The following is a 19,550-nucleotide window of genomic DNA, read 5'->3' on the forward strand; positions in this document are numbered from 1 at the left end:
GGATAGCACCTCGAGGAGGGGGTGCCGCCGAAAACCAGGGAGGAATGCCATGACCGCAGCCGCCATTCAGGCGCGCCCTGCGACGTCACCGCGACCCACCGCCGATCAGGTCCGTGAAATCCTGATCGTCGATGACCATCCGTTGATGTGCGATGCGCTGGCGCTGACACTGAAGATCAGCTTCGGCCTGAAAAACGTCCGCACGGCCCGCAGCCTGTCTGCCGCCGTCGAACAGATCCGGGCGCAGGGCGCGCCCGATGCCGTGATATTGGACCTGAACCTGCCCGACGCGCGCGGTGCCGAAGGCATCGTGACCCTGCGCCGCCAGCTGCCCGACGTGCCGATCACCATGATCTCGGCCGATCTGGAAGGGGCGATGATTTCCGCCGCGATGGCCGCGGGGGCCCAAGGCTACATCAGCAAATCCCTGTCGCGCGAGGCGCTGGTCGACAGCCTGCGCCGCATGTGGGAGGGCGAGCATGTCACCCCCGAAGGCTATTGCCCTGAACAGGATGGTGCCGAGGATCAGGCGCGTGCCGAACTGGCCCGGCGCTTTGCATCCCTGACGCCGCAGCAGATGAACATCCTGCGACTGATCTGCAAAGGCAAGGCGAACAAAGAGATCAGCTACGACCTCTCGATCGCCGAGGCCACGGTCAAGACCCACATCACGGCGATCATGTCCAAGATCAACGCCCGCCGGCGGACGCAGGCGGTGCTGCTGGCAAACTCGATCCGGCTGTTCGAGGCCAGCTGATGCATACCGACCCGGCGGCGAAGGAGGGCGCATCCGGGCCGGTCGCCGTGCAGGCCGACCGCGGCGGGACCGATCTTGTCCTGACCCTGCTGGACGGTCTGCGCGGCATCAATCCCGCGCTGGTGCTGCTGTTCGGTGCCCAAGGCCAGCAGCTGGCCGAAGTGGATGCAGGCATGCGCGACCACCTGCCACCCGATTGCGTCATCGTGGGCTGTTCGTCCGCGGGGGAAATCGGGCCGCAGGGCTATGCCAGCGACAGCGTCGTGGCCATCGGCTTTCCGGCAGCGCAATTCCGCGCGCGGGCGATGGTGCTGCCCGACATTCCCGCATTGCCGGTGTCCGATTGGATGGCCGGGCTGCGGCATCTGCACCGGGCGTTCCGCCCCGACCCCGCACGCAACCTGTTCGGGCTGCTGCTGGTCGACGGGCTGGCGGGTCAAGAGGACGCGCTGGTCGCGACGCTGGACGCGGCCCTGCCCTCGCTGCCGGTGATCGGGGGGTCGGCAGGCGACGGGCTGGATTTCGAACGAACGTCGCTGCTGGCGGAATCGCGGGTGATGTCGAATGTCGCCGTCTTCATCATGGTCGAGACCGATCTGGACATCTCGGAGGTGACCTTTGCGCATTTCAGCCCGACCCCGATCCGTGCCGTCGTCACCGCAGCCATCCCCGAAAAGCGCCGCATCCTTGAACTGAACGCCGAACCTGCCGCGCTGGAATATGCACGGCTGACGGGGCTGCACCCCGACAATCTGACGCCCTCGGAATTCGCCCGCCATCCGCTGCTGCTGCGCATGGGTCGCCGACACCATGTCCGCGCCATCAGCGCCACGACCGAGGACGACGGCCTGTCGCTGCTGTCGGCCATCGACATCGGTACCGTCCTGACCCTTGGCCGCGCCGAGGACATGACCCAGGGTTTCAGCGACGCGCTGGACGCCCTGCCCCGCCCGCCGCTGATGGTGCTGGCCTTCGACTGCATCCTGCGACGGCTGGCGCTGGAACGCGCCGGTCTGACCGATCGCATGTCCGAGATGTATCGCAGGTACCGCATCGTCGGGTTCAACACCTATGGCGAACAGCATTGCGGCATGCATGTGAACCAGACCTTCGTGGGATTGGCCTTCATGGCGCCCGAAGCCGGGACCGACGATGCTGCGTGACGACGACACCCCTGCCCGACAGATCCAGAAGCTGGAGCGGATCAACGCAGTCCTGATCGACCGCATCGACCGGCTGGAGGAGTCGCGCGGCTCGGCCTGGTCGATGTTTCAGGCCGCCGTCGCGCTGGAACAAGAGGTTCTGGCCCGCACCCGCGATCTGGAACGCGCCATGACCGACCTGTCCCAGCGCAACCGCGAACTGGCCGTGGCCCGCGCGTCCGCAGAAGAGGCGAACCGGTCCAAGACCCGCTTCCTGCGCGCGGCCAGCCATGACCTGTTGCAACCCCTGTCGGCGGCGCGGCTGTTCCTGTCGGCTCTGACAGACACGCCCATGGACGATCACCAGACCGAGCTGACCGACAGGCTGGGCAGCGCCTTTGAATCGGTGGAACAGCTGATGCATGCGGTCCTGGACATCTCGCGTTTGGACAGCCAGCGGATCGAGTTCAACCGTCAGCCCGTGCCCTTGGGCGATCTGTTCCGCAGGCTGGCCGCCGAATTCGCGCCTATGGCCGAGGGAAAGGGCCTGCGCCTTGGTTTCCGCCCGACCGATCTGGTCGTGGAAAGCGATCCGGTGTTCTTGCGCCGGATTGCACAAAACCTTGTGTCGAACGCGATCAAATATACAAACAAGGGTGGGGTCATCGTCGGTGCACGGCGTCGTGGCGGCATGTGCTGGCTGACCATTCATGACACCGGCATCGGCATCCCCGCCGTTGACCGCAACCGCATCTTCGACGAATTTCAGCGTCTGACCCATGATCAGGCGACGCCCGGCATGGGGCTGGGCCTGTCGATCGTACGCCGCGCCTGCGCCAAGCTGGGCCACCCGATCAGCTTCAGCTCCGAGGCGATGCGGGGCACGACCTTCCGCGTCGGCCTGCCACTGGTCGATGCCCGTGAGACGCGCCCCGATACTCCGACCGATGCCGCCATGCAGGCCCTGCGCGGGCGCGTGGCTCTGGTCGTGGAAAACGACCCGGACATGCGGCGCGGCTATCAGATGATCCTGCAGGACCGGCTTGGCATGGTCCCCCGCATCGCAGGCGACACCGCCGAGGCTCTGGCCACGATGGGCGACGAACCCCCCGACGTGATTCTGGCCGACTACCACCTTGAGAACGGGGAAACCGGCGTCGCGGCCATAGAGGCCCTGCGCGCGGCATCCGACCGCCCCGTGCCCGCCGTGATGATCACCGCCCACCGCGACGCGATGATCGCGCGGATCTGCGCGGCCATGGGGGTGCACCTGCTGGAAAAGCCCGTCCGCCCTAATGAGCTGGCCGAAATGCTGGGCCGCCTGCTGGCCTAAGACCAAGGGTGGACAGCACCCCCGGCAGGGCTTGCGATCCCCGCCCGCTGCCCCATCATGGCACCACGTTTGGGAGGACGAGACATGATCACACGCGCCATAGCCATTGCCCTTTGGGCCGCTCTTGCGACACCGCATACGGGCCTTGCCGCCGAGGCGGGCGATGCGGTCTTTTCCGAACGCGGGCCATGGGATCTGGGGCAGGAAACGCTGGAATGGCAAATGACCGTGGAAGGTCCCGCCGCCGAAGGCTTTCGCCCGACCGCCGATGGCCGCCTGATGATGACGCAGGTCATCGATCCGTCGGACGATCAGCCGGTGCTGCAGCTGGAACAGCAGGGCGGAACGATGAACCGCAAGATCGGGCCGTTTCCGATTTCGGCGGGTGATCCGGTGCTGACCTATTTTCTGGAACAGACGGTGCGCGACATGGCGACGCTGACCGGAGGTAGCCCGCATTACATCCGCAACCGCATGAAGGACGCCATCTTTCGCGGCGGCGAAATCGCCGATCAGGACGGCCATAAGATCGCCACATTCCAGCCGTTTGCGCAGGACCAGAACGCTGCGCGGATGAAGGGCTTCGAGACGCTGACTCTGACCTTCGTGATGGACGACCCCAAGGCTCCGATCCGCGAACTTCGGGCAGCAACGGATCAGGCGCCCGGCTATCGCAACACGTTGGTGTTGCAATGAAACGCATCGCCGCGGGGTGCTGCATGGCGCTGATGGCATTTCCGGCGGTGGGGCAATCGGTGAACGATTATCCGACCAATGCGCGGGTGGAATATGTCACCACCTGCATGGCGACGAACGGCGGAACGCGTGAAATGCTGGACCGCTGCTCCTGCGCCATCGACCGCATCGCCGAGATCCTGCCCTATGACGGCTATGTCGGGGCGGAAACCATTCTGCGGATGCAGCAGACCAGCGGCGAACGGTCCTCGATGTTCAAGGGCATGGCGCAGATGAACGAGACCGTCGCCACCCTGCGCCGCGCCGAGGCCGAGGCCGAGATCATCTGCTTCTAGCCCAGCCCCATCCCGATACCGGCACCCGCTGCCAGCGCCAGAACGGCCACCAGCCACAGGGGCACGGCGGGCTTGGGCTGGACAACGGTCAGGCGGGCTTCCTCGGGGTGGGCGCGTTCCCACAGGGCCTGTTCAACGATGCGCGGCAGCAGCGGGCCATAGCGGCCGATGGTCTGGACCACTTCGGACAGATCATGCAGCGCGGCCTTGGGACCGATGCTGCCCTTGATGTAATCCGACACAACAGGCTTGGCCGCGTCCCAGATATTCAGCTGCGGGTCCAGCGAACGGGCCACGCCTTCGACCACGACCATGGTGCGCTGCAGCAGGATCAGTTCGGTCCTTGTGGGCATGCCGAAGCGTTCCGTCACCTCGAAAAGATAGGACAGCAGGTTGGCCATGCTGATGCGGCTGGCATCGGCGCCGAAGATCGGTTCGCCAACAGCGCGCAAGGCGCGGGCAAAGGCGGCCTCGTCCTGGTCGCGGGGGACATAGCCCGCCTCGAAATGGACCCGGGCCACCATGCGATAGTCGCGCTGGATGAAGCCATAGATGATCTGGGCATAGACGCGGCGGGTGTATTCGTCGATCTCGCCCATGATGCCGAAGTCATAGGCAATGACATTGCCATTGGCCGCGACCTTCAGGTTGCCGTGATGCATGTCGGCATGGAAGAAACCGTCGCGCAAGGCATGGGACAGGAACAGCTGCATAACCTTGCGGGCCAGCGCGGTCGTGTCGTGCCCCGCGGCGATCAGCGCCTGCGGGTCGCCCATCGGCAGCCCCTCGGCCCAATCGGCGGTCAGCACGCTGCGCGAGGAATAGGCCCAATGCGGCATGGGGATCTGGAAACCAGTATCCTGCGCGGTGTTTTCTGAAAATTCCGATGCGGCGGCGGCTTCCAGACGCAGATCCTGTTCGCCCATCACGGTGTGTTCGAAGTGGTTGACAACGTCGCGGGGGCGCAGGCGGCGCGTGCCGGGCGACAGCACCTCGACGATGCGGGCGCCAAAGTGGAAGGCATCGATGTCGCGCTTGAAGGCGGCGCCGATGCCGGGGCGGACGACCTTGACCGCAACCTCCTGGCCGGTGTCGCGCAGACGGGCGCGGTGGACCTGCGCGATGGAGGCAGCCGCCACGGGTTCGGAAAACTCGGAGAATATCTGGTCAACGGGGCGACGCAATTCGGCGGCGATGGCCTGCTTGGCGATCTCGGTCGGGAAGGGCGGCAGGCGGTCCTGCAGCATCCGCAGCTGACCCGCCAGTTCCGGCCCCACCACATCGGCCCGGGTCGAGAGGATCTGCCCGAACTTGATATAGGCCGGCCCAAGCGCGGTGATCGCCCGGGTGATCGGCGGCAGGTTCGGGTCGCCCTTGTAGCCAAGCCAGCGGAACGGCCAGCCCAGCACCCGTGCAGCGACGCGCAGGCGGACGGGGGCCTGAACCGCGTCCAGCACCGCCTCCATCGCCCCAGTGCGTTCGAAGGTGGCGCCCGTGCGGATCAGGCGCAGGATATTGTGGGGGCCGCGCATGTGATTACAACTTCCAGCCGGAATGCAGGGCGGCGATGCCCATGGTCAGGTTGCGATACTGCACCCGCCCGAAACCGGCGTCGCGGATCATCTGGGCGAAGGTGTCCTGATCGGGGAAGCGGCGGATCAATTCGACCAGATACTGATAGCTGTCGCGATCGCCCGTCACCGCCTTGCCCATCGCCGGAATGACGTTGAAGCTGTAGCGGTCATAGGCCCATTGCATCGCGGGCACCGGAATCTGGCTAAATTCCAACACCATCAGGCGACCACCCGGTTTCAGCACGCGATACGCCTCGGCCAGCGCATCGGGGATGCGGGTGACGTTGCGGATGCCGAAGCTGATCGTATAGCGGTCGAATGTCGCATCCGCGAAGGGCAGCGCCATCGCATCGCCCGTAACCCAGGACAGGCGGTCGGCCTTGTCCACGGCATCGGCACGCTTGCGCCCTTCGACCAGCATGGATTCGGTCATGTCGCAGACCGTCACGCGGCCACCCGGCGCGCGGTCCAGAAAGCGGAAGGCCACGTCGCCCGTGCCGCCTGCCACATCCAGCAGATGCTGACCGTCGCGCGGCGCCAGCCAATCCATCATCGAGGTCTTCCAGATGCGGTGGATGCCCACGCTCATCAAATCGTTCATCACGTCGTATTTCGACGCGACGCTGGAAAACACCTCATGGACCATTCCGGCCTTGGCGTTTTCGTCCACGGTCCGGAAACCGAAATGTGTCGTCTTTGAATCCGTCATCACGCTTGCCGTTTACCTGTTCCATCGCCAGATAAGTCCGGCCAGCCGCTGGCACAATGACCGCGATGCGCCACAGGTGCAATGCGACGAAAGGAACCTGCGTGCCCGAACTGCCCGAAGTCGAAACCGTCCGCCGTGGCCTGCTGCCCCATCTGGAGGGTGCCCGCATCGCCCGCGCCGAGGTCCGCCGCCCCGATCTGCGCTGGCCGATGCCGCCCGATCTGGTGCAGGTGATGACGGGTGCGGTCGTGACCTCGCTGCGGCGGCGGTCGAAATACCTGCTGGCCGATCTGGACCGCGGGGGCAGCGTGCTGTGGCATCTGGGCATGTCGGGCCGGATGCTGGTCGAAGGGGCGGGCCTGGCCGGGTTTCACCGCGATCCGGGCGTGATCGCGCGCCATGACCATGTCGTGCTGACGACCGATGCAGGCACCACCATCACCTTCAACGACGCGCGCCGCTTCGGCATGGTCGATCTGATCCGCGAAGGGGAATCACACCCCCTTCTGGACCATCTGGGCCCCGAACCTTTCGATGCGACTTTCACCCCCGACTATCTGGCCGCACGTCTGGCGGGCCGCCGCCTGCCGATCAAACAGGCGCTGCTGGACCAGAAGATCATCGCGGGGCTGGGCAACATCTATGTCAGCGAATCCCTGTGGCGGGCGGGCATCGATCCGCGCAGCCTGTCGGGCGGCATCGACATCGCGCGGCTGACGGTGCTGGTGGGCCATATCCGCGACGTGCTGAACGATGCCATCGCGGCGGGCGGATCATCCTTGCGCGATCACCGGCAGGCCAGCGGCGAGTTGGGCTATTTCCAGCACAGCTTCCGCACCTATGATCGCGAAGGCCAGCCCTGTCTGCGGGACGGCTGCGGGGGCACGATCACGCGAATCGTGCAGTCCGGACGGTCCAGTTTCTATTGCCCGGACTGCCAGCGCTGAACGCTTGGATTTCCGGCGGGCAAGCTGATAGGACTTATGCCAATGCAAATTGGCAACGAGGTCCAAGCCCATGGCTTTTGAAACCATCATCGTGGAGATCGAGGACGAGGTCGCCCTGATCCGGCTGAACCGTCCCGAGGCGCTGAACGCGCTGAACGCCACGCTTCTGGACGAGCTGTCTGCGGCTTTGGCCGAGGCCGACCGCAACGACAAGGTCCGTTGTATCGTGCTGACCGGCAGCGAAAAGGCTTTCGCCGCCGGCGCCGACATCAAGGAAATGTCGCAGAAATCCTTCGTCGAGGTTTACGAACAGGACCTCTTCGGTGCCCAGATCGAGAAGATCGCCCGCGTCCGCAAGCCGATCATTGCCGCCGTCAGCGGCTATGCCCTGGGTGGCGGCTGCGAATTGGCCATGGTCTGCGACTTCATCATCTGCGCTGAAAACGCCAAATTCGGCCAGCCCGAGATCAATCTGGGCGTCTGCGCCGGTATTGGCGGCACGCAGCGCCTGACGCGATTCGTCGGCAAATCCAAGGCCATGGACATGAACCTGACCGGCCGCTTCATGGATGCCGCCGAAGCAGAACGCTCGGGGCTGGTCAGCCGCGTCGTCCCCACCCCCAAGCTGATTCCCGAAGCCCTGACCGCCGCCCGCAAGATCGCCGAAAAATCGCAGGTCGCCGTGAAGACGGTGAAGGAATTGGTCAATCGCGCCTATGAGACCACCCTGGCCGAGGGTCTGCTGTTCGAACGCCGCGCTTTCCATGCGCTGTTCGCGACCGAGGACCAGAAGGAAGGCATGGCCGCTTTCCTTGAAAAACGCGAAGCCCAGTTCCGCGACCGCTGAAAAGGGTTTTCTTTTTTCGCCCCATGTCCTATAGGCCCTCCCTTACATGCGTGTGGGCCCGCTTAGGCAAGAATCATGACCGTACCTTTCGGGGTGCGGCGCCATGGGGCTTTTGCGCAATCGAAATGCAACTGACCCGTTAGGATTCTGACCCATGGCCAATACGCCCCAGTCGAAAAAACGCGCACGCCAGACCGAGCGTCGCACCGACATCAACAAAGCCCGCCGTTCGCGCATCCGCACCTACCTGCGCAAGGTCGAAGAAGCGATTGCCAGCGGCAACGTTGACGCGGCACGCGAAGCCCTGAAGAACGCCCAGCCCGAACTGATGCGCGGCGTCACCAAAGGCATCGTGCACAAGAATACTGCATCGCGGAAAGTGTCGCGTCTGGCAGCCCGCGTTAAGGCGCTGTCGGCAGCCTGATTCCCAACCCCTTTGGGTTGAAGAATATCCAGACATATGGCCGCTGTAGGGCCACGGAACGATCGATCGGGTGCAAGCATTGCTTTGCGCCCGATCTGCATTTCTGCACCTGCGAAATGCCGTAAAATCGTTTGTTTTCAATACAGTCAGTTTTTTTGTCTTTGGAGTCAAAGGGCTCGCAGATTCGATTTCACCAAGTTGCTGTCAAGCGCATAGTTCGGTTGCAGCGGTCGTCGCGCTGAGGCTAATTTCCATCTTGCGATTCACGTCGTTTGGGGGACGGGTCGAACCTCGGAGGCGGCACTTGCCGTCCATGAAATCGATCGGGTGACGAAGTCTGAACATCTGTTCTTCTTCTGCTCTCGGGTTCCGTGCTGCCGGCTGCCATCGGCTGCTGCGGGATCTGTGTCTGTGAACTGGAAAAACGGGCTGGCGCCCTTCTTGCGACCGAAGGCATCGGACGCAGGGGATGCCTTTTTTTCTGCGTCACGGCCCAGGCTGCGTGAACGATGTCCCGTCCGGATCGACCGGCGGGATTTGGGGACAGGCACGGGATACGGAAGATGATGGACAAGATCTGGGGTCAGGCATGCGCCGAGCTGGAAAACAGCGTTGGGCCGAACAACTACAACCACTGGATCAAGCCGCTTCGCCTTGCCTCCATCGAGGAAGGCGCTGCGCGGTTCATCAGCCCGACGCGCTTCATCTCGGATTGGGTGAACCGTCACTTTGCCAAGGAAATCATGTCGGTCCTGAACCGGACCGGTGAAAACGTCGAGCGGCTGCGCTTTGACGTGGGCAGCGCTGCTGCACGCCCTGCGGCGCAGGCCGCGGCCCCCGCGGATGTTCCCGCCCAGGCCCCCACGGCACGCGTTGCCCCCCGTGCCGATCTGGGTGCGCCGCTGGACCCGCGCTATACCTTCGGGAATTTCGTCGTCGGCAAGCCGAACGAGCTGGCACATGCCGCCGCGCGTCGCGTGTCCGAAGGCGGCCCCGTGGGCTTCAACCCGCTGTTCCTTTACGGCGGCGTGGGCCTGGGCAAGACCCACCTGATGCATGCCATCGCGCATGATTATCAGACGCGCCACCCTTCGGCGCAGGTGCTGTATCTGTCGGCGGAACAGTTCATGTACCGCTTTGTGCAGGCGCTGCGCGAAAGCACCATCATGGACTTCAAGGGCATGTTCCGGAACGTGAACATGCTGATGGTCGACGACGTGCAGTTCATCGCCGGCAAGGACAGCACGCAGGAAGAATTCTTCCATACGTTCAACGCGCTGGTCGATCAGGGCAAGCAGATCGTCATTTCGGCCGATCGCGCGCCCGCCGAAATCAAGGGTCTGGAAGAACGCATCAAGTCGCGCCTGTCCTGTGGTCTGATCGTCGATCTGCATCCCACGACCTATGAATTGCGCCTTGGCATTCTGCAGTCCAAGACCGCCGTCTTCCGCGCCCAGCAGCCCGATCTGGAAATCGGTGCCGGTGTGCTGGAATTCCTGGCGCACAGAATCACCACCAACGTCCGTGTGCTGGAAGGCGCGCTGCAGCGTCTGTTCGCCCATGCCAGCCTGCTGCGTCGCGAAATCACGCTGGAGGTCGCTCAGGAATGTCTGGCCGACATCCTTCGCACCAATGACCGCAAGATCAACATCGATGACATCCAGCGCAAGGTCGCCGAACATTACAACATCCGTCTGGCCGATATGATGGGCCCGAAACGTGCCCGAAACGTCGCCCGCCCGCGCCAGATCGCTATGTATCTGTCGAAACAGCTGACCAGCCGGTCACTGCCGGAAATCGGGCGCCGTTTCGGCGGTCGCGATCACACCACCATCATGCACGGCGTCCGCAAGATCGAGGAACTGATCATCGACGACAGCGCCATGTCCGAAGATATCGCCGTTCTGAAGCGGATGCTGGAAGCGTAAGCACCCCCTGCACGTTATTCTTGTGACCGCCCGCGCGGGCGGTTACACATCAGGTCCGACAAACCGGCCGATGCGCCTGAATGACAGGGGAAGCTTATGAAATTCTCGATCGAGCGCGCCGTTCTGGTCAAGGCCGTATCGCAGGCCCAATCCGTCGTCGAACGCCGCAACACCATCCCGATTCTGGCCAACGTGCTGATCGAAGCGACCCCTGACGGCGTCAGCTTCCGTGCGACCGATCTGGACACCGAGGTGCTGGACCATTCGCCGGCCCAGGTCGAGCGCCCCGGATCGACCACCGTCAGCGCGGTGATGCTGAACGAGATTTCTCGCAAGCTGCCCGATGGTGCGCTGGTGCAGATCAGCTCGGATGATGCGACGGGTCGCTTGGCCGTGCAGGCCGGACGGTCCAGCTTCAGCCTTGCGACGCTGCCGCGCGAAGACTTCCCGGTCATGGCGACCAGCGAATACAGCGCCACCTTCACCGCGCCCGCCAAGGTGCTTCGCCGCCTGTTCGACAAGTCGAAATTCGCCATCTCGACCGAGGAAACCCGCTATTACCTGAACGGCGTCTATATGCATGTCGCCAAATCCGAGGACGGCCCGGTCCTGCGCTGCGTGGCCACCGACGGCCACCGCCTTGCCCGCATCGATGCGCCCCTGCCCGCAGGTGCCGACGGCATGCCCGGCGTCATCGTGCCCCGCAAGACGGTCGGTGAATTGCGCAAGCTGCTGGATGAGGATGAGGCCGAGATCACGGTTTCGGTCAGCGAAACCAAGATCCGCTTTGCGACGGCGACCATCACCCTGACCTCGAAGGTGATCGACGGGACCTTCCCGGATTATTCACGCGTCATCCCGCAGGGCAACACCCGCAAGCTGGAAGTGGACGCCACCGATTTCGCCCGCGCCGTCAACCGCGTGGCCACCGTCAGCAGCGAAAGGTCGCGCGCCGTCAAGCTGTCGCTGGACACCGACAAGCTGGTCCTGTCGGTCAATGCCCCCGATTCCGGTGCCGCCGAGGAAGAGCTGGTCGTGGCCTATGACGACGAACCGCTGGAGATCGGCTTCAACGCCAAATACCTGCAGGAAATCGCCAATCAGGTCGATCGCGACAATGCCGTCTTCCTGTTCAACGGCTCGGGCGATGCGGCCCTGATCCGCGAGGGCAGCGACCTCAGCGCCGTCTATGTCGTCATGCCGATGCGCGTTTGACGTTAAGCCGCCTGTCTCTGGCGCAGTTCCGGTCCTGGCCCCGGCTGGATCTGGAACTGGACGACCGGCCCGTGGCGATCTTTGGTCCGAACGGGTCGGGCAAGACCAACATTCTGGAAGCCGTCTCGATGCTGGCGCCCGGTCGCGGATTGCGGGGGGCCGCCGCGCCCGAACAGGCGCTGAAGGGCAAGGATGCGGGATGGCGGATCGCGGCGACGCTTGGCGATCATGCGGTCCGCACGCAGGCCCCGCCCGATCAGACCCGCAGCGTGACTTTGGACGACAAATCGGTGCCGCAGACCGCGCTGGCGCGGCTGGTGCGGGTCATCTGGCTGGTCCCCGCCATGGATCGTTTGTGGACCGAATCCCCCGAAGGTCGCCGCCGCTTTCTGGATCGCGTGACGCTGTCGCTAATGCCCGATCACGCCGATCTGGCGCTGGCCTATGACAAGGCGATGCGCGAGCGCAACCGGCTGCTGCGTGATCAGGTGTCGGACCCCGGCTGGTATCGTGCGCTGGAAACCCAGATGGCCGAGGCGGGCGCCGCCCTGACCCATAACCGCCAATCCGCCATTGCCGCGATCCTGCAGGCGCAGGGGGCCTCGGACGCCTTTCCGGCGGCGATGCTGACCCTGCTGCCGGGCGAGGGCCATGCCGATGACGCCGACGCCGCCAGCATCGCCGCGCGCATGGCCGCGATGCGCCCGCGCGATCTGGCCGCAGGCCGCAGCCTGACGGGGCCGCATCGTGCCGATCTGGGCGCGACATGGGGCCCGCAGGACATGCCTGCGGCTCTGTCCTCGACTGGCGAACAGAAGGCGTTGCTGCTGTCGCTGATCATGGCCAACGCCCGCGCCTTGTCCGACCAGCCCGTCCTGTTGCTGTTGGATGAGGTCGCGGCCCATCTGGACGGCGACCGTCGCGCCGCGCTTTACGACCTGATCCGCACGCTGCCGGCACAAAGCCTGCTGACCGGAACCGGGCCCGAGCTGTTCGCCGATTTCGGCGACAGCGCCCGCCATCTGTCGGTCGAAAAACAGGCTGGCCGGTCCGAAGTGACGCCCCTTTCTTGACCAGCCCCGCCCCTTTGGCCACAGAACGGCAGAAAACCCGCCCATTGCGGGGAAAAACCCTGCCAAAGCCGTGACTTTGCCGCCCCGAAGGACTATATCGGGGCATGACGAACAGGAAGCCCGACGCATGACCGACACCGCCTCTCAGCCTGCCGAATACGGCGCCGATTCCATCAAGGTTCTCAAGGGACTGGAGGCCGTGCGCAAACGCCCCGGCATGTATATCGGCGATACGGACGACGGGTCCGGTCTGCATCACATGGTCTATGAGGTCGTGGACAACGGCATCGACGAAGCCTTGGCCGGTCACGCCGACTTCGTGAACGTCAAGATCCATGCCGACAGCAGCGTCAGCGTGCGCGACAACGGGCGCGGCATTCCCGTGGACATGCACCAGTCCGAAGGCGTCAGCGCCGCCGAGGTCATCATGACCCAGCTGCATGCGGGCGGTAAGTTCGACCAGAACAGCTATAAGGTGTCGGGCGGTTTGCACGGCGTCGGCGTTTCGGTCGTGAATGCCCTGTCGGAATGGCTGGAACTGCGCATCTGGCGCAACGGCAAGGAATATTACGTCCGCTTCGAACATGGCGATACGGTGGAATCGCTGCGCGAAGTCGGTGACGCACAGCCGGGGGAAAAGGGGACCGAGGTCCGCTTCCTGGCTTCGGCCAAGACCAACACCCCCGAAGGCACGTTCAGCAATCTGGACTATGTCTTCAAGACGCTGGAAAACCGCCTGCGCGAACTGGCCTTCCTGAACAGCGGCGTCCGCATCATTCTGGAAGACGAACGCCACGCCGAACTTCAGAAGACCGAGCTGTATTACGACGGCGGCGTCCGCGAATTCGTGAAATATCTGGACCGGTCGAAAACCGCCGTGATGCCCGAACCGATCTTCATGACCGGCGAAAAGAACGGCATCGGCGTCGAGGTCGCGATGTGGTGGAACGACAGCTATCACGAAACGGTGCTGCCCTTCACCAACAACATCCCGCAGCGCGATGGCGGCACCCATATGGCGGGCTTCCGTGGGGCGCTGACCCGTGTGATCGGCAAATATGCGCAGGACAGCGGGATCGCCAAGAAGGAGAAGGTCGATTTCACAGGCGACGACGCCCGTGAAGGCCTGACCTGCGTGCTGTCCGTGAAGGTGCCCGATCCCAAATTCTCGAGCCAGACCAAGGACAAGCTGGTCTCGTCGGAAGTGCGCCCGGCGGTCGAAGGTCTGGTCGGCGAAAAGCTGGCCGAATGGTTCGAGGAGAACCCGACCGAAGCCCGCCAGATCGTCGGCAAGATCATCGAGGCCGCCTTGGCCCGCGAAGCCGCGCGCAAGGCGCGCGAACTGACCCGCCGCAAGACGGCGATGGATGTGGCCTCCCTGCCCGGCAAGCTGGCCGACTGTCAGGAAAAAGACCCCTCGCTGTCCGAACTGTTCATCGTCGAGGGCGACTCGGCAGGTGGTTCGGCCAAGCAGGGTCGGTCGCGCCGAGAATCAGGCTGTATTGCCCCTGCGCGGCAAGATCCTGAACGTCGAACGCGCGCGTTTTGACCGGATGCTGGGCAGCGACCAGATCGGCACGCTGATCACCGCGCTTGGCACCGGCATCGGGCGCGATGAATTCAGCCTGAAGAAGCTGCGCTACCACAAGATCGTCATCATGACCGACGCCGATGTCGATGGCGCGCATATCCGCACGTTGCTGCTGACCTTCTTCTTCCGCCAGATGCCCGAACTGATCGAAGGCGGGCACCTCTATATCGCGCAGCCGCCGCTTTACAAAGTTGGTCGTGGCCGGTCCGAGGTCTATCTGAAGAACGAGGCCGCGCTGGAGGATTATCTGATCCAGCAGGGCGTCGAAGGCGCGGGGCTGCGCCTTGCCTCGGGCGAGGAAATCACCGGCAACGATCTGGCCCGCGTGGTCGAGGAAGCGCGCATGGCACGGCGCATCCTGCGCCTGTACCCGACCCATTATCCGCCGCATATCACCGAACAGGCCGCCATCGCCGGCGCCTTGCGTCCGGGGCGCATCGATGATGACGCGCAGGGTGTGGCCGATGACATCAGCGCCCGTCTGGACCTGATCGCCGAGGAGTACGAACGCGGTTGGCAAGGGCGTCCCACGCAGGACGCGGGCATCAGCCTGATCCGCACCCTGCGCGGTGTCGAGGAAAGCCGCACGCTGGACGGCCAGATGCTGCGCAGCGGTGAAAGCCGCCGTCTCGGTGAAATGACCCAGGCCCTGCAGGACATATATGCCAAGCCCGCGCATCTGATCCGCAAGGACCGCGACCAGCCCATTTATGGCCCGCTTGGCCTGCTGCAGGCCATCTTCCTGGAAGGCGAAAAGGGCCTGTCGCTGCAACGCTACAAAGGTCTGGGCGAAATGAACCCCGAACAGCTGTGGGAAACCACGCTGGACCCGGCCGCCCGCACCATGCTGCAGGTCCGAATCGAGGATGTCGCCGAAGCCGAGGATCTGTTCACCAAGCTGATGGGCGACGTCGTCGAACCGCGCCGTGAATTCATCCAGCAGAACGCGCTGAACGTGGAAAACCTGGATACCTGAGTTTTCCACGGCAATTCCTTGTGGCCAAATTGGCACGCTCGACCACCACCATTGGTGTCATATCGGGTGTGCCTGTCTGGTTTGGTTTGCTTGAAAGCATGCTTTCGTTGTAAACAGTGGCAGTTTTTCGCTGATGAAGCCCGCAAGTGGCGTCCCGCAGTTTCAGGAGTTAACCATGAATCTCAAGTCCATGTTCGCCACGACCACTGCCCTGATCCTGGGTGCCGGGGCTGCCTTCGCCGGTGGCGCCGTCGCCCCCGTCATCGAAGCAGAGCCGATCATGATCGACCCCGCGCCGGTCGCCAGCGATTGGGCCGGTGCCTATGTCGGTGGCTCGCTGAACTACAGCTTTGGTGCCGATGACGAAATCGGCATCGCCATCCTCGAGGACGGCGAACAGGTTGACCGCGACACCGATCTGGGCGACGCCGATCTGAAGGGCGTTTCGGCAGGTATCCACGCCGGCTATCGCTGGCAGCGCGACAAATGGGTCTATGGCCCCGAACTGGGCATCGAAGCCGGCAGCGTTGACCACGAAATCGACATCATGCCCTTCGGCTTTGCCGGGACTGTCGAATCCGAAATGAACTACCTTGTCACGCTGGTCATGAAGACCGGTTACGAGGTCATGCCGGGCACGCTGATCTATGGCACCTTCGGTGTCGCCCATGGTGATTTCGACTATAACCTGTCGGTCGACGGCGAGAACTATTCCGATGGCTTCACCGCCACCGGCGTGGCCGCAGGTCTGGGCGTCGAGCGCAAGATCAATGAAAAGATGTCGGTCTTTGCATCCTATCAGTACCGCGACCTCAGCAAGGAAACCGCCAGCTTCACCGTTGATGACGGCGTCACGGCAGAGACCAAACCGACGACCGCGCATAGCAACATCCGCGTCGGCATGAACTATCGCTTCTGATCCCGGCGGGATCCGAATTCGGGGCCGGTACGCCATAAGCGTGCCGGCCTTTTTCATGCGCGCTTGCGGGTTGCCGTCCCGATCGGCACCGGAATTGCCCGATGGGCGCAGGCAATGGCCAGCCCTTGCGGCACAAGCCGCCGCAGCACCGGATCATCGACGGCCAACCCGCCAGTATAGGATCCGAATGCTGGCAGGATCAGGTGGTCGCTTCCCTTCAGAAAGCACCGCAGCCGCTGTCCGGCCAACCGCAGACATGGATGGAAATGCCCCGATAGATCAGGGCCACAGCCTGCTTCATGACGGAAGGTCAGCGTGTCGGACAGTTCTGCCAGCACCCGCCCCGGCAGCCGAGGATTTAACGCCCCGGGGTCATGGTTACCACTGATCCAGATCCAGTCCCGACCCTGCGCCATGGCTTGCAATGCGTGGCAGATGGTGTCGGGCAGTGCCATTCCCGCCGCATCGTCGTCAAAGCCGTCGCCGAGGCTGATGACTGTGGTCGGCTCGGTCAAGGCGATCTCGGCCCCCAGACGATCCAGCGTCGCCTGCGTTTCATAGGGTGGCAGCAGCGCACCGCCGCGCCGCGCCATGCGTTCGGATTTTCCCAGATGCAGATCGGCCACGATCAGCCAGCGCCGTTCCGGCCAGAACAGCGCCCCCGAGGCGCGTGCTTGCAGGTCCTGCCCGGCAAAGGTGAAATCATACGCCGTCATGTCAATCCTGCCTCTCCCATCAGGGCCTCGGCTTCGGCCTCGGCCAAGCGTTCACGCCCCTGCCCTGCAATCGGAACCCGGCCTTTTTCCAGCATCAGCGGCGCTGCCAAGGGTGATACACGCTCCAGCATACGGTGATCGAACCGGTCGGTTCGGGACAACATCTCCTCGATCCGGTCGAAATCGACAAGGCCACGGCGGGCCTCATCGGCGGTGATGCGCAGCATCAGGTGGTCGGGATCATAGCGGCGCAGGGTGTCGTAAAGGATATCGCTGGAAAACGTCGCCTGCCGCCCCGATTTGCGCTGTCCCGGAAGGTTGCGCTGGATCAGCCCCGCGATGGTGGCGACATTGCGGAAACTGCGTTTCATCACCGCGTTGCGGCCCAGCCAGTCGCCCAGACCTTCACGCAAGGCATCACGGTCCAGCAGCGGCACGGGATCGGTCACCGGATCAAGCGACCAGATCAGCAGCGCATAATCGGTGGCCAGAAACCCCAAGGGGGCAAGGCCCGCCTCCTCCATCACGCGGGTCATCAGCAGGCCAAGCGTCTGCAGCGCATTGCGCCCCGCAAAGCCATAGATCGCCAGATGCCAGCGCCCCTGATGCGGAAAGCTTTCGCTGACCAGCACGCCGGGACGCGGCAGGGTGCTGACATCGGCCTGCAAGGCCAGCCATTCGGCGGTATCGGCAGGCAGCGTATCATGATGCGAGCGGTCGCCGATCAGCGCCTGCACCCGATGCGACAGCTGGGTCGAGGTCGCCATCTTCAGCCCCGAAAACACCGCGATCTTGGGTTCGCGGGTCGGCTGTTTCGTCACCTCGACCACCATGTCGCGCAGCCCGTCGTAACGCACCGTCTGCCCGCCGATCAGGAAGGTGTCGCCGGTTTCCAGCGTGGCGGCGAAGCTTTCCTCGACCTCGCCCAAGGGGGCGCCACCGCGGCCGCGGAAACGGACCTTCAGCATCTCGGCCTCGACGATGGTGCCGATATTCATACGCAGATCGCGGGTCGCGCGCGGGTCGCGCAGCCGCCACAGCCCGTCGCGCAGCATCAGCCGCTGCCAGCGGTCATAGGCGCGCAGGGCGTATCCGCCGGTCTCGGCGAAATCCAGACAGGCGTCGAAATCTTCCTGCGTCAGGTGGCGATAGGGGCCGGCCTCGCGCACCTCGCGGAACAGGTCGTCGGGGTCAAAGGGACCGGCGCAGGCGGTCAGCAGGATATGCTGGCACAGCACGTCCAAGGGGCCTGGCCCGCGGGGATCGCCGTCTAGGTCGCGTTCGCGCACGGCCTGCAGGGCGGCGGTGCATTCGATCACCTCGAAGCGGTTGGCGGGCACGATCCGCGCCCGGCTTGGCGCGTTATAGCGGTGGTTCGCCCGCCCGATCCGCTGAACCAGACGTTTGACGTTCTTGGGCGCACCGACCTGAATGACCAGATCGACCGCCCCCCAATCGATGCCCAGATCAAGGCTGCCGGTCGCCACCACGGCACGCAATTCGCCTGCGGCCATGGCGGCTTCGACCTTTTGGCGAGCCTCGCGCGACAGGCTGCCGTGGTGCAGGCCGATGGGCAGGTTGTCGTCATTGGCGGCCCAAATGGCTTGGAAGAACAGTTCGGCCTGGGCGCGGGTGTTGATGAAGATGATGGTGGTGGTGGCCTGCGCCACCTGCGCCAGCACATCGCGCACGGCGTAATGCCCACCGCCCCCCGCCCAAGGCGCAGGCCGCGTCGTCGGCAGCATGGCGATGTCGGGATCGGGACCGGGATCGGCGTTGATGATCTGCGCGCCGCCCATGAAATCAGCCAGCCGCTGCGGGTCCTCGACCGTGGCGGACAGGCCCGTGACGGTGACATCGGGGGCCAGCGCCTTCAGCCGCGCAAGGCACAGCATCAGCTGATCGCCGCGCTTGTTTTCTGCCAGCGCGTGCAATTCATCCAGCACCACGCGGCGCAAACCGCCAAAAATACGCGGCGCCAGTTCATAGGACAGCATCAGCGCCAGAGATTCCGGCGTGGTCAGCAGCACATCAGGCGGGTCGACCTTTTGGCGCGCGCGCTGGCTGGCACGGGTGTCGCCGGTGCGATCCTCGATGCGGATATTCAGGCCCAGATCCGCCACGGGGCGCGACAGGTTGCGGGCAATATCGGCGGTCAGTGCCTTCAGGGGCGACACATAGAGCGTATGCATCCCCTGATGCGGTTCGGCCAGATCGACCAGCGTCGGCAGAAAACCTGCCAGCGTCTTGCCTCCGCCTGTGGGCGCGATCAGCAGCGTGTCGCCCTTGGCCTGCAACAGATCGATCTGATGCGGATGCGGCTGCCATCCCTGACGGGTGAACCAGTCCTGAAAACGCGGGGGCATAG

The 19,550-nt window shown here is 64.2% G+C and carries 16 protein-coding genes and 1 pseudogene; 13 read left to right on the forward strand and 4 right to left on the reverse strand.

Annotated features, from left to right (window positions below):
- Positions 1-49 precede the first annotated feature (49 nt).
- The 5 genes from SJY40_RS13430 to SJY40_RS13450 all read left to right on the forward strand — a co-directional run bounded on the left by SJY40_RS13430 (position 50) and on the right by SJY40_RS13450 (position 4,263).
- The gene (locus SJY40_RS13430; protein WP_378947393.1) at positions 50-757 is read left to right on the forward strand and encodes a response regulator; all 708 of its coding nucleotides are present in this window, start codon (positions 50-52) and stop codon (positions 755-757) included.
- Positions 757-1,920, forward strand: coding sequence for an FIST N-terminal domain-containing protein (locus SJY40_RS13435; RefSeq protein WP_378947396.1), 1,164 nt, complete (start codon positions 757-759; stop codon positions 1,918-1,920). The genes SJY40_RS13430 and SJY40_RS13435 overlap by 1 nt, the downstream gene beginning before the upstream one ends.
- Positions 1,910-3,232: a hybrid sensor histidine kinase/response regulator gene (locus SJY40_RS13440; RefSeq protein WP_378947399.1), complete on the forward strand. Its 1,323-nt coding sequence runs from the start codon at positions 1,910-1,912 to the stop codon at positions 3,230-3,232. The genes SJY40_RS13435 and SJY40_RS13440 overlap by 11 nt, the downstream gene beginning before the upstream one ends.
- Before the next feature lie 84 nt (positions 3,233-3,316).
- On the forward strand, positions 3,317-3,928 hold the full coding sequence (locus SJY40_RS13445; RefSeq protein ID WP_378947402.1) for a hypothetical protein: 612 nt from the start codon (positions 3,317-3,319) through the stop codon (positions 3,926-3,928).
- Entirely contained in the window at positions 3,925-4,263 is a 339-nt protein-coding gene (locus tag SJY40_RS13450) for a hypothetical protein (protein ID WP_378947405.1), read from the forward strand. Before SJY40_RS13445 ends, SJY40_RS13450 begins: the two co-directional genes overlap by 4 nt.
- Here the strand turns inward: SJY40_RS13450 and ubiB are convergent.
- Together ubiB and ubiE are read right to left on the reverse strand one after the other, a co-directional pair.
- A complete protein-coding gene (gene ubiB, locus SJY40_RS13455; protein ID WP_378947408.1) occupies positions 4,260-5,795 on the reverse strand; it encodes a 2-polyprenylphenol 6-hydroxylase in 1,536 nt (511 codons plus the stop codon). The genes SJY40_RS13450 and ubiB overlap by 4 nt on opposite strands.
- Before the next feature lie 4 nt (positions 5,796-5,799).
- Positions 5,800-6,546, reverse strand: coding sequence for a bifunctional demethylmenaquinone methyltransferase/2-methoxy-6-polyprenyl-1,4-benzoquinol methylase UbiE (gene ubiE / locus SJY40_RS13460; protein ID WP_378947411.1), 747 nt, complete (start codon positions 6,544-6,546; stop codon positions 5,800-5,802).
- A 101-nt stretch (positions 6,547-6,647) separates the two neighbouring features.
- Here ubiE and mutM point away from each other — a divergent pair, with 101 nt between their 5' ends.
- The 8 genes and pseudogenes from mutM (at position 6,648) to SJY40_RS13500 (ending at position 16,466) form a co-directional block, all read left to right on the forward strand.
- Positions 6,648-7,493, forward strand: a complete 846-nt coding sequence (mutM, locus tag SJY40_RS13465; protein WP_378947414.1) for a bifunctional DNA-formamidopyrimidine glycosylase/DNA-(apurinic or apyrimidinic site) lyase — start codon at positions 6,648-6,650, stop codon at positions 7,491-7,493.
- 70 nt (positions 7,494-7,563) lie between these two features.
- On the forward strand, positions 7,564-8,340 hold the full coding sequence (locus SJY40_RS13470; protein ID WP_378947417.1) for an enoyl-CoA hydratase: 777 nt from the start codon (positions 7,564-7,566) through the stop codon (positions 8,338-8,340).
- A gap of 154 nt (positions 8,341-8,494) precedes the next feature.
- A complete protein-coding gene (gene rpsT, locus SJY40_RS13475; RefSeq protein WP_378947421.1) occupies positions 8,495-8,764 on the forward strand; it encodes a 30S ribosomal protein S20 in 270 nt (89 codons plus the stop codon).
- A 563-nt stretch (positions 8,765-9,327) separates the two neighbouring features.
- Positions 9,328-10,692, forward strand: a complete 1,365-nt coding sequence (gene dnaA / locus SJY40_RS13480) for a chromosomal replication initiator protein DnaA (RefSeq protein ID WP_378947423.1) — start codon at positions 9,328-9,330, stop codon at positions 10,690-10,692.
- A 96-nt stretch (positions 10,693-10,788) separates the two neighbouring features.
- The gene (gene dnaN / locus SJY40_RS13485; protein ID WP_378947426.1) at positions 10,789-11,907 is read left to right on the forward strand and encodes a DNA polymerase III subunit beta; all 1,119 of its coding nucleotides are present in this window, start codon (positions 10,789-10,791) and stop codon (positions 11,905-11,907) included.
- Positions 11,904-12,980, forward strand: coding sequence for a DNA replication/repair protein RecF (recF, locus tag SJY40_RS13490; RefSeq protein ID WP_378947429.1), 1,077 nt, complete (start codon positions 11,904-11,906; stop codon positions 12,978-12,980). The genes dnaN and recF overlap by 4 nt, the downstream gene beginning before the upstream one ends.
- A gap of 127 nt (positions 12,981-13,107) precedes the next feature.
- A pseudogene (gene gyrB, locus SJY40_RS13495) lies at positions 13,108-15,547 on the forward strand (DNA topoisomerase (ATP-hydrolyzing) subunit B).
- Between the two features lie 175 nt (positions 15,548-15,722).
- Entirely contained in the window at positions 15,723-16,466 is a 744-nt protein-coding gene (locus SJY40_RS13500; protein WP_378947432.1) for an outer membrane protein, read from the forward strand.
- Between the two features lie 53 nt (positions 16,467-16,519).
- Here SJY40_RS13500 and pdeM read toward each other — a convergent pair whose 3' ends face one another.
- Positions 16,520-17,182, reverse strand: a complete 663-nt coding sequence (gene pdeM / locus SJY40_RS13505) for a ligase-associated DNA damage response endonuclease PdeM (RefSeq protein ID WP_378947435.1) — start codon at positions 17,180-17,182, stop codon at positions 16,520-16,522.
- A complete protein-coding gene (locus SJY40_RS13510) occupies positions 17,179-19,548 on the reverse strand; it encodes a ligase-associated DNA damage response DEXH box helicase (protein WP_378947438.1) in 2,370 nt (789 codons plus the stop codon). The genes pdeM and SJY40_RS13510 overlap by 4 nt, the downstream gene beginning before the upstream one ends.
- Positions 19,549-19,550 lie beyond the last annotated feature (2 nt).

The sequence above is a fragment of the Paracoccus sp. R86501 genome (genome assembly GCF_042466435.1).
Lineage (GTDB): Bacteria > Pseudomonadota > Alphaproteobacteria > Rhodobacterales > Rhodobacteraceae > Paracoccus.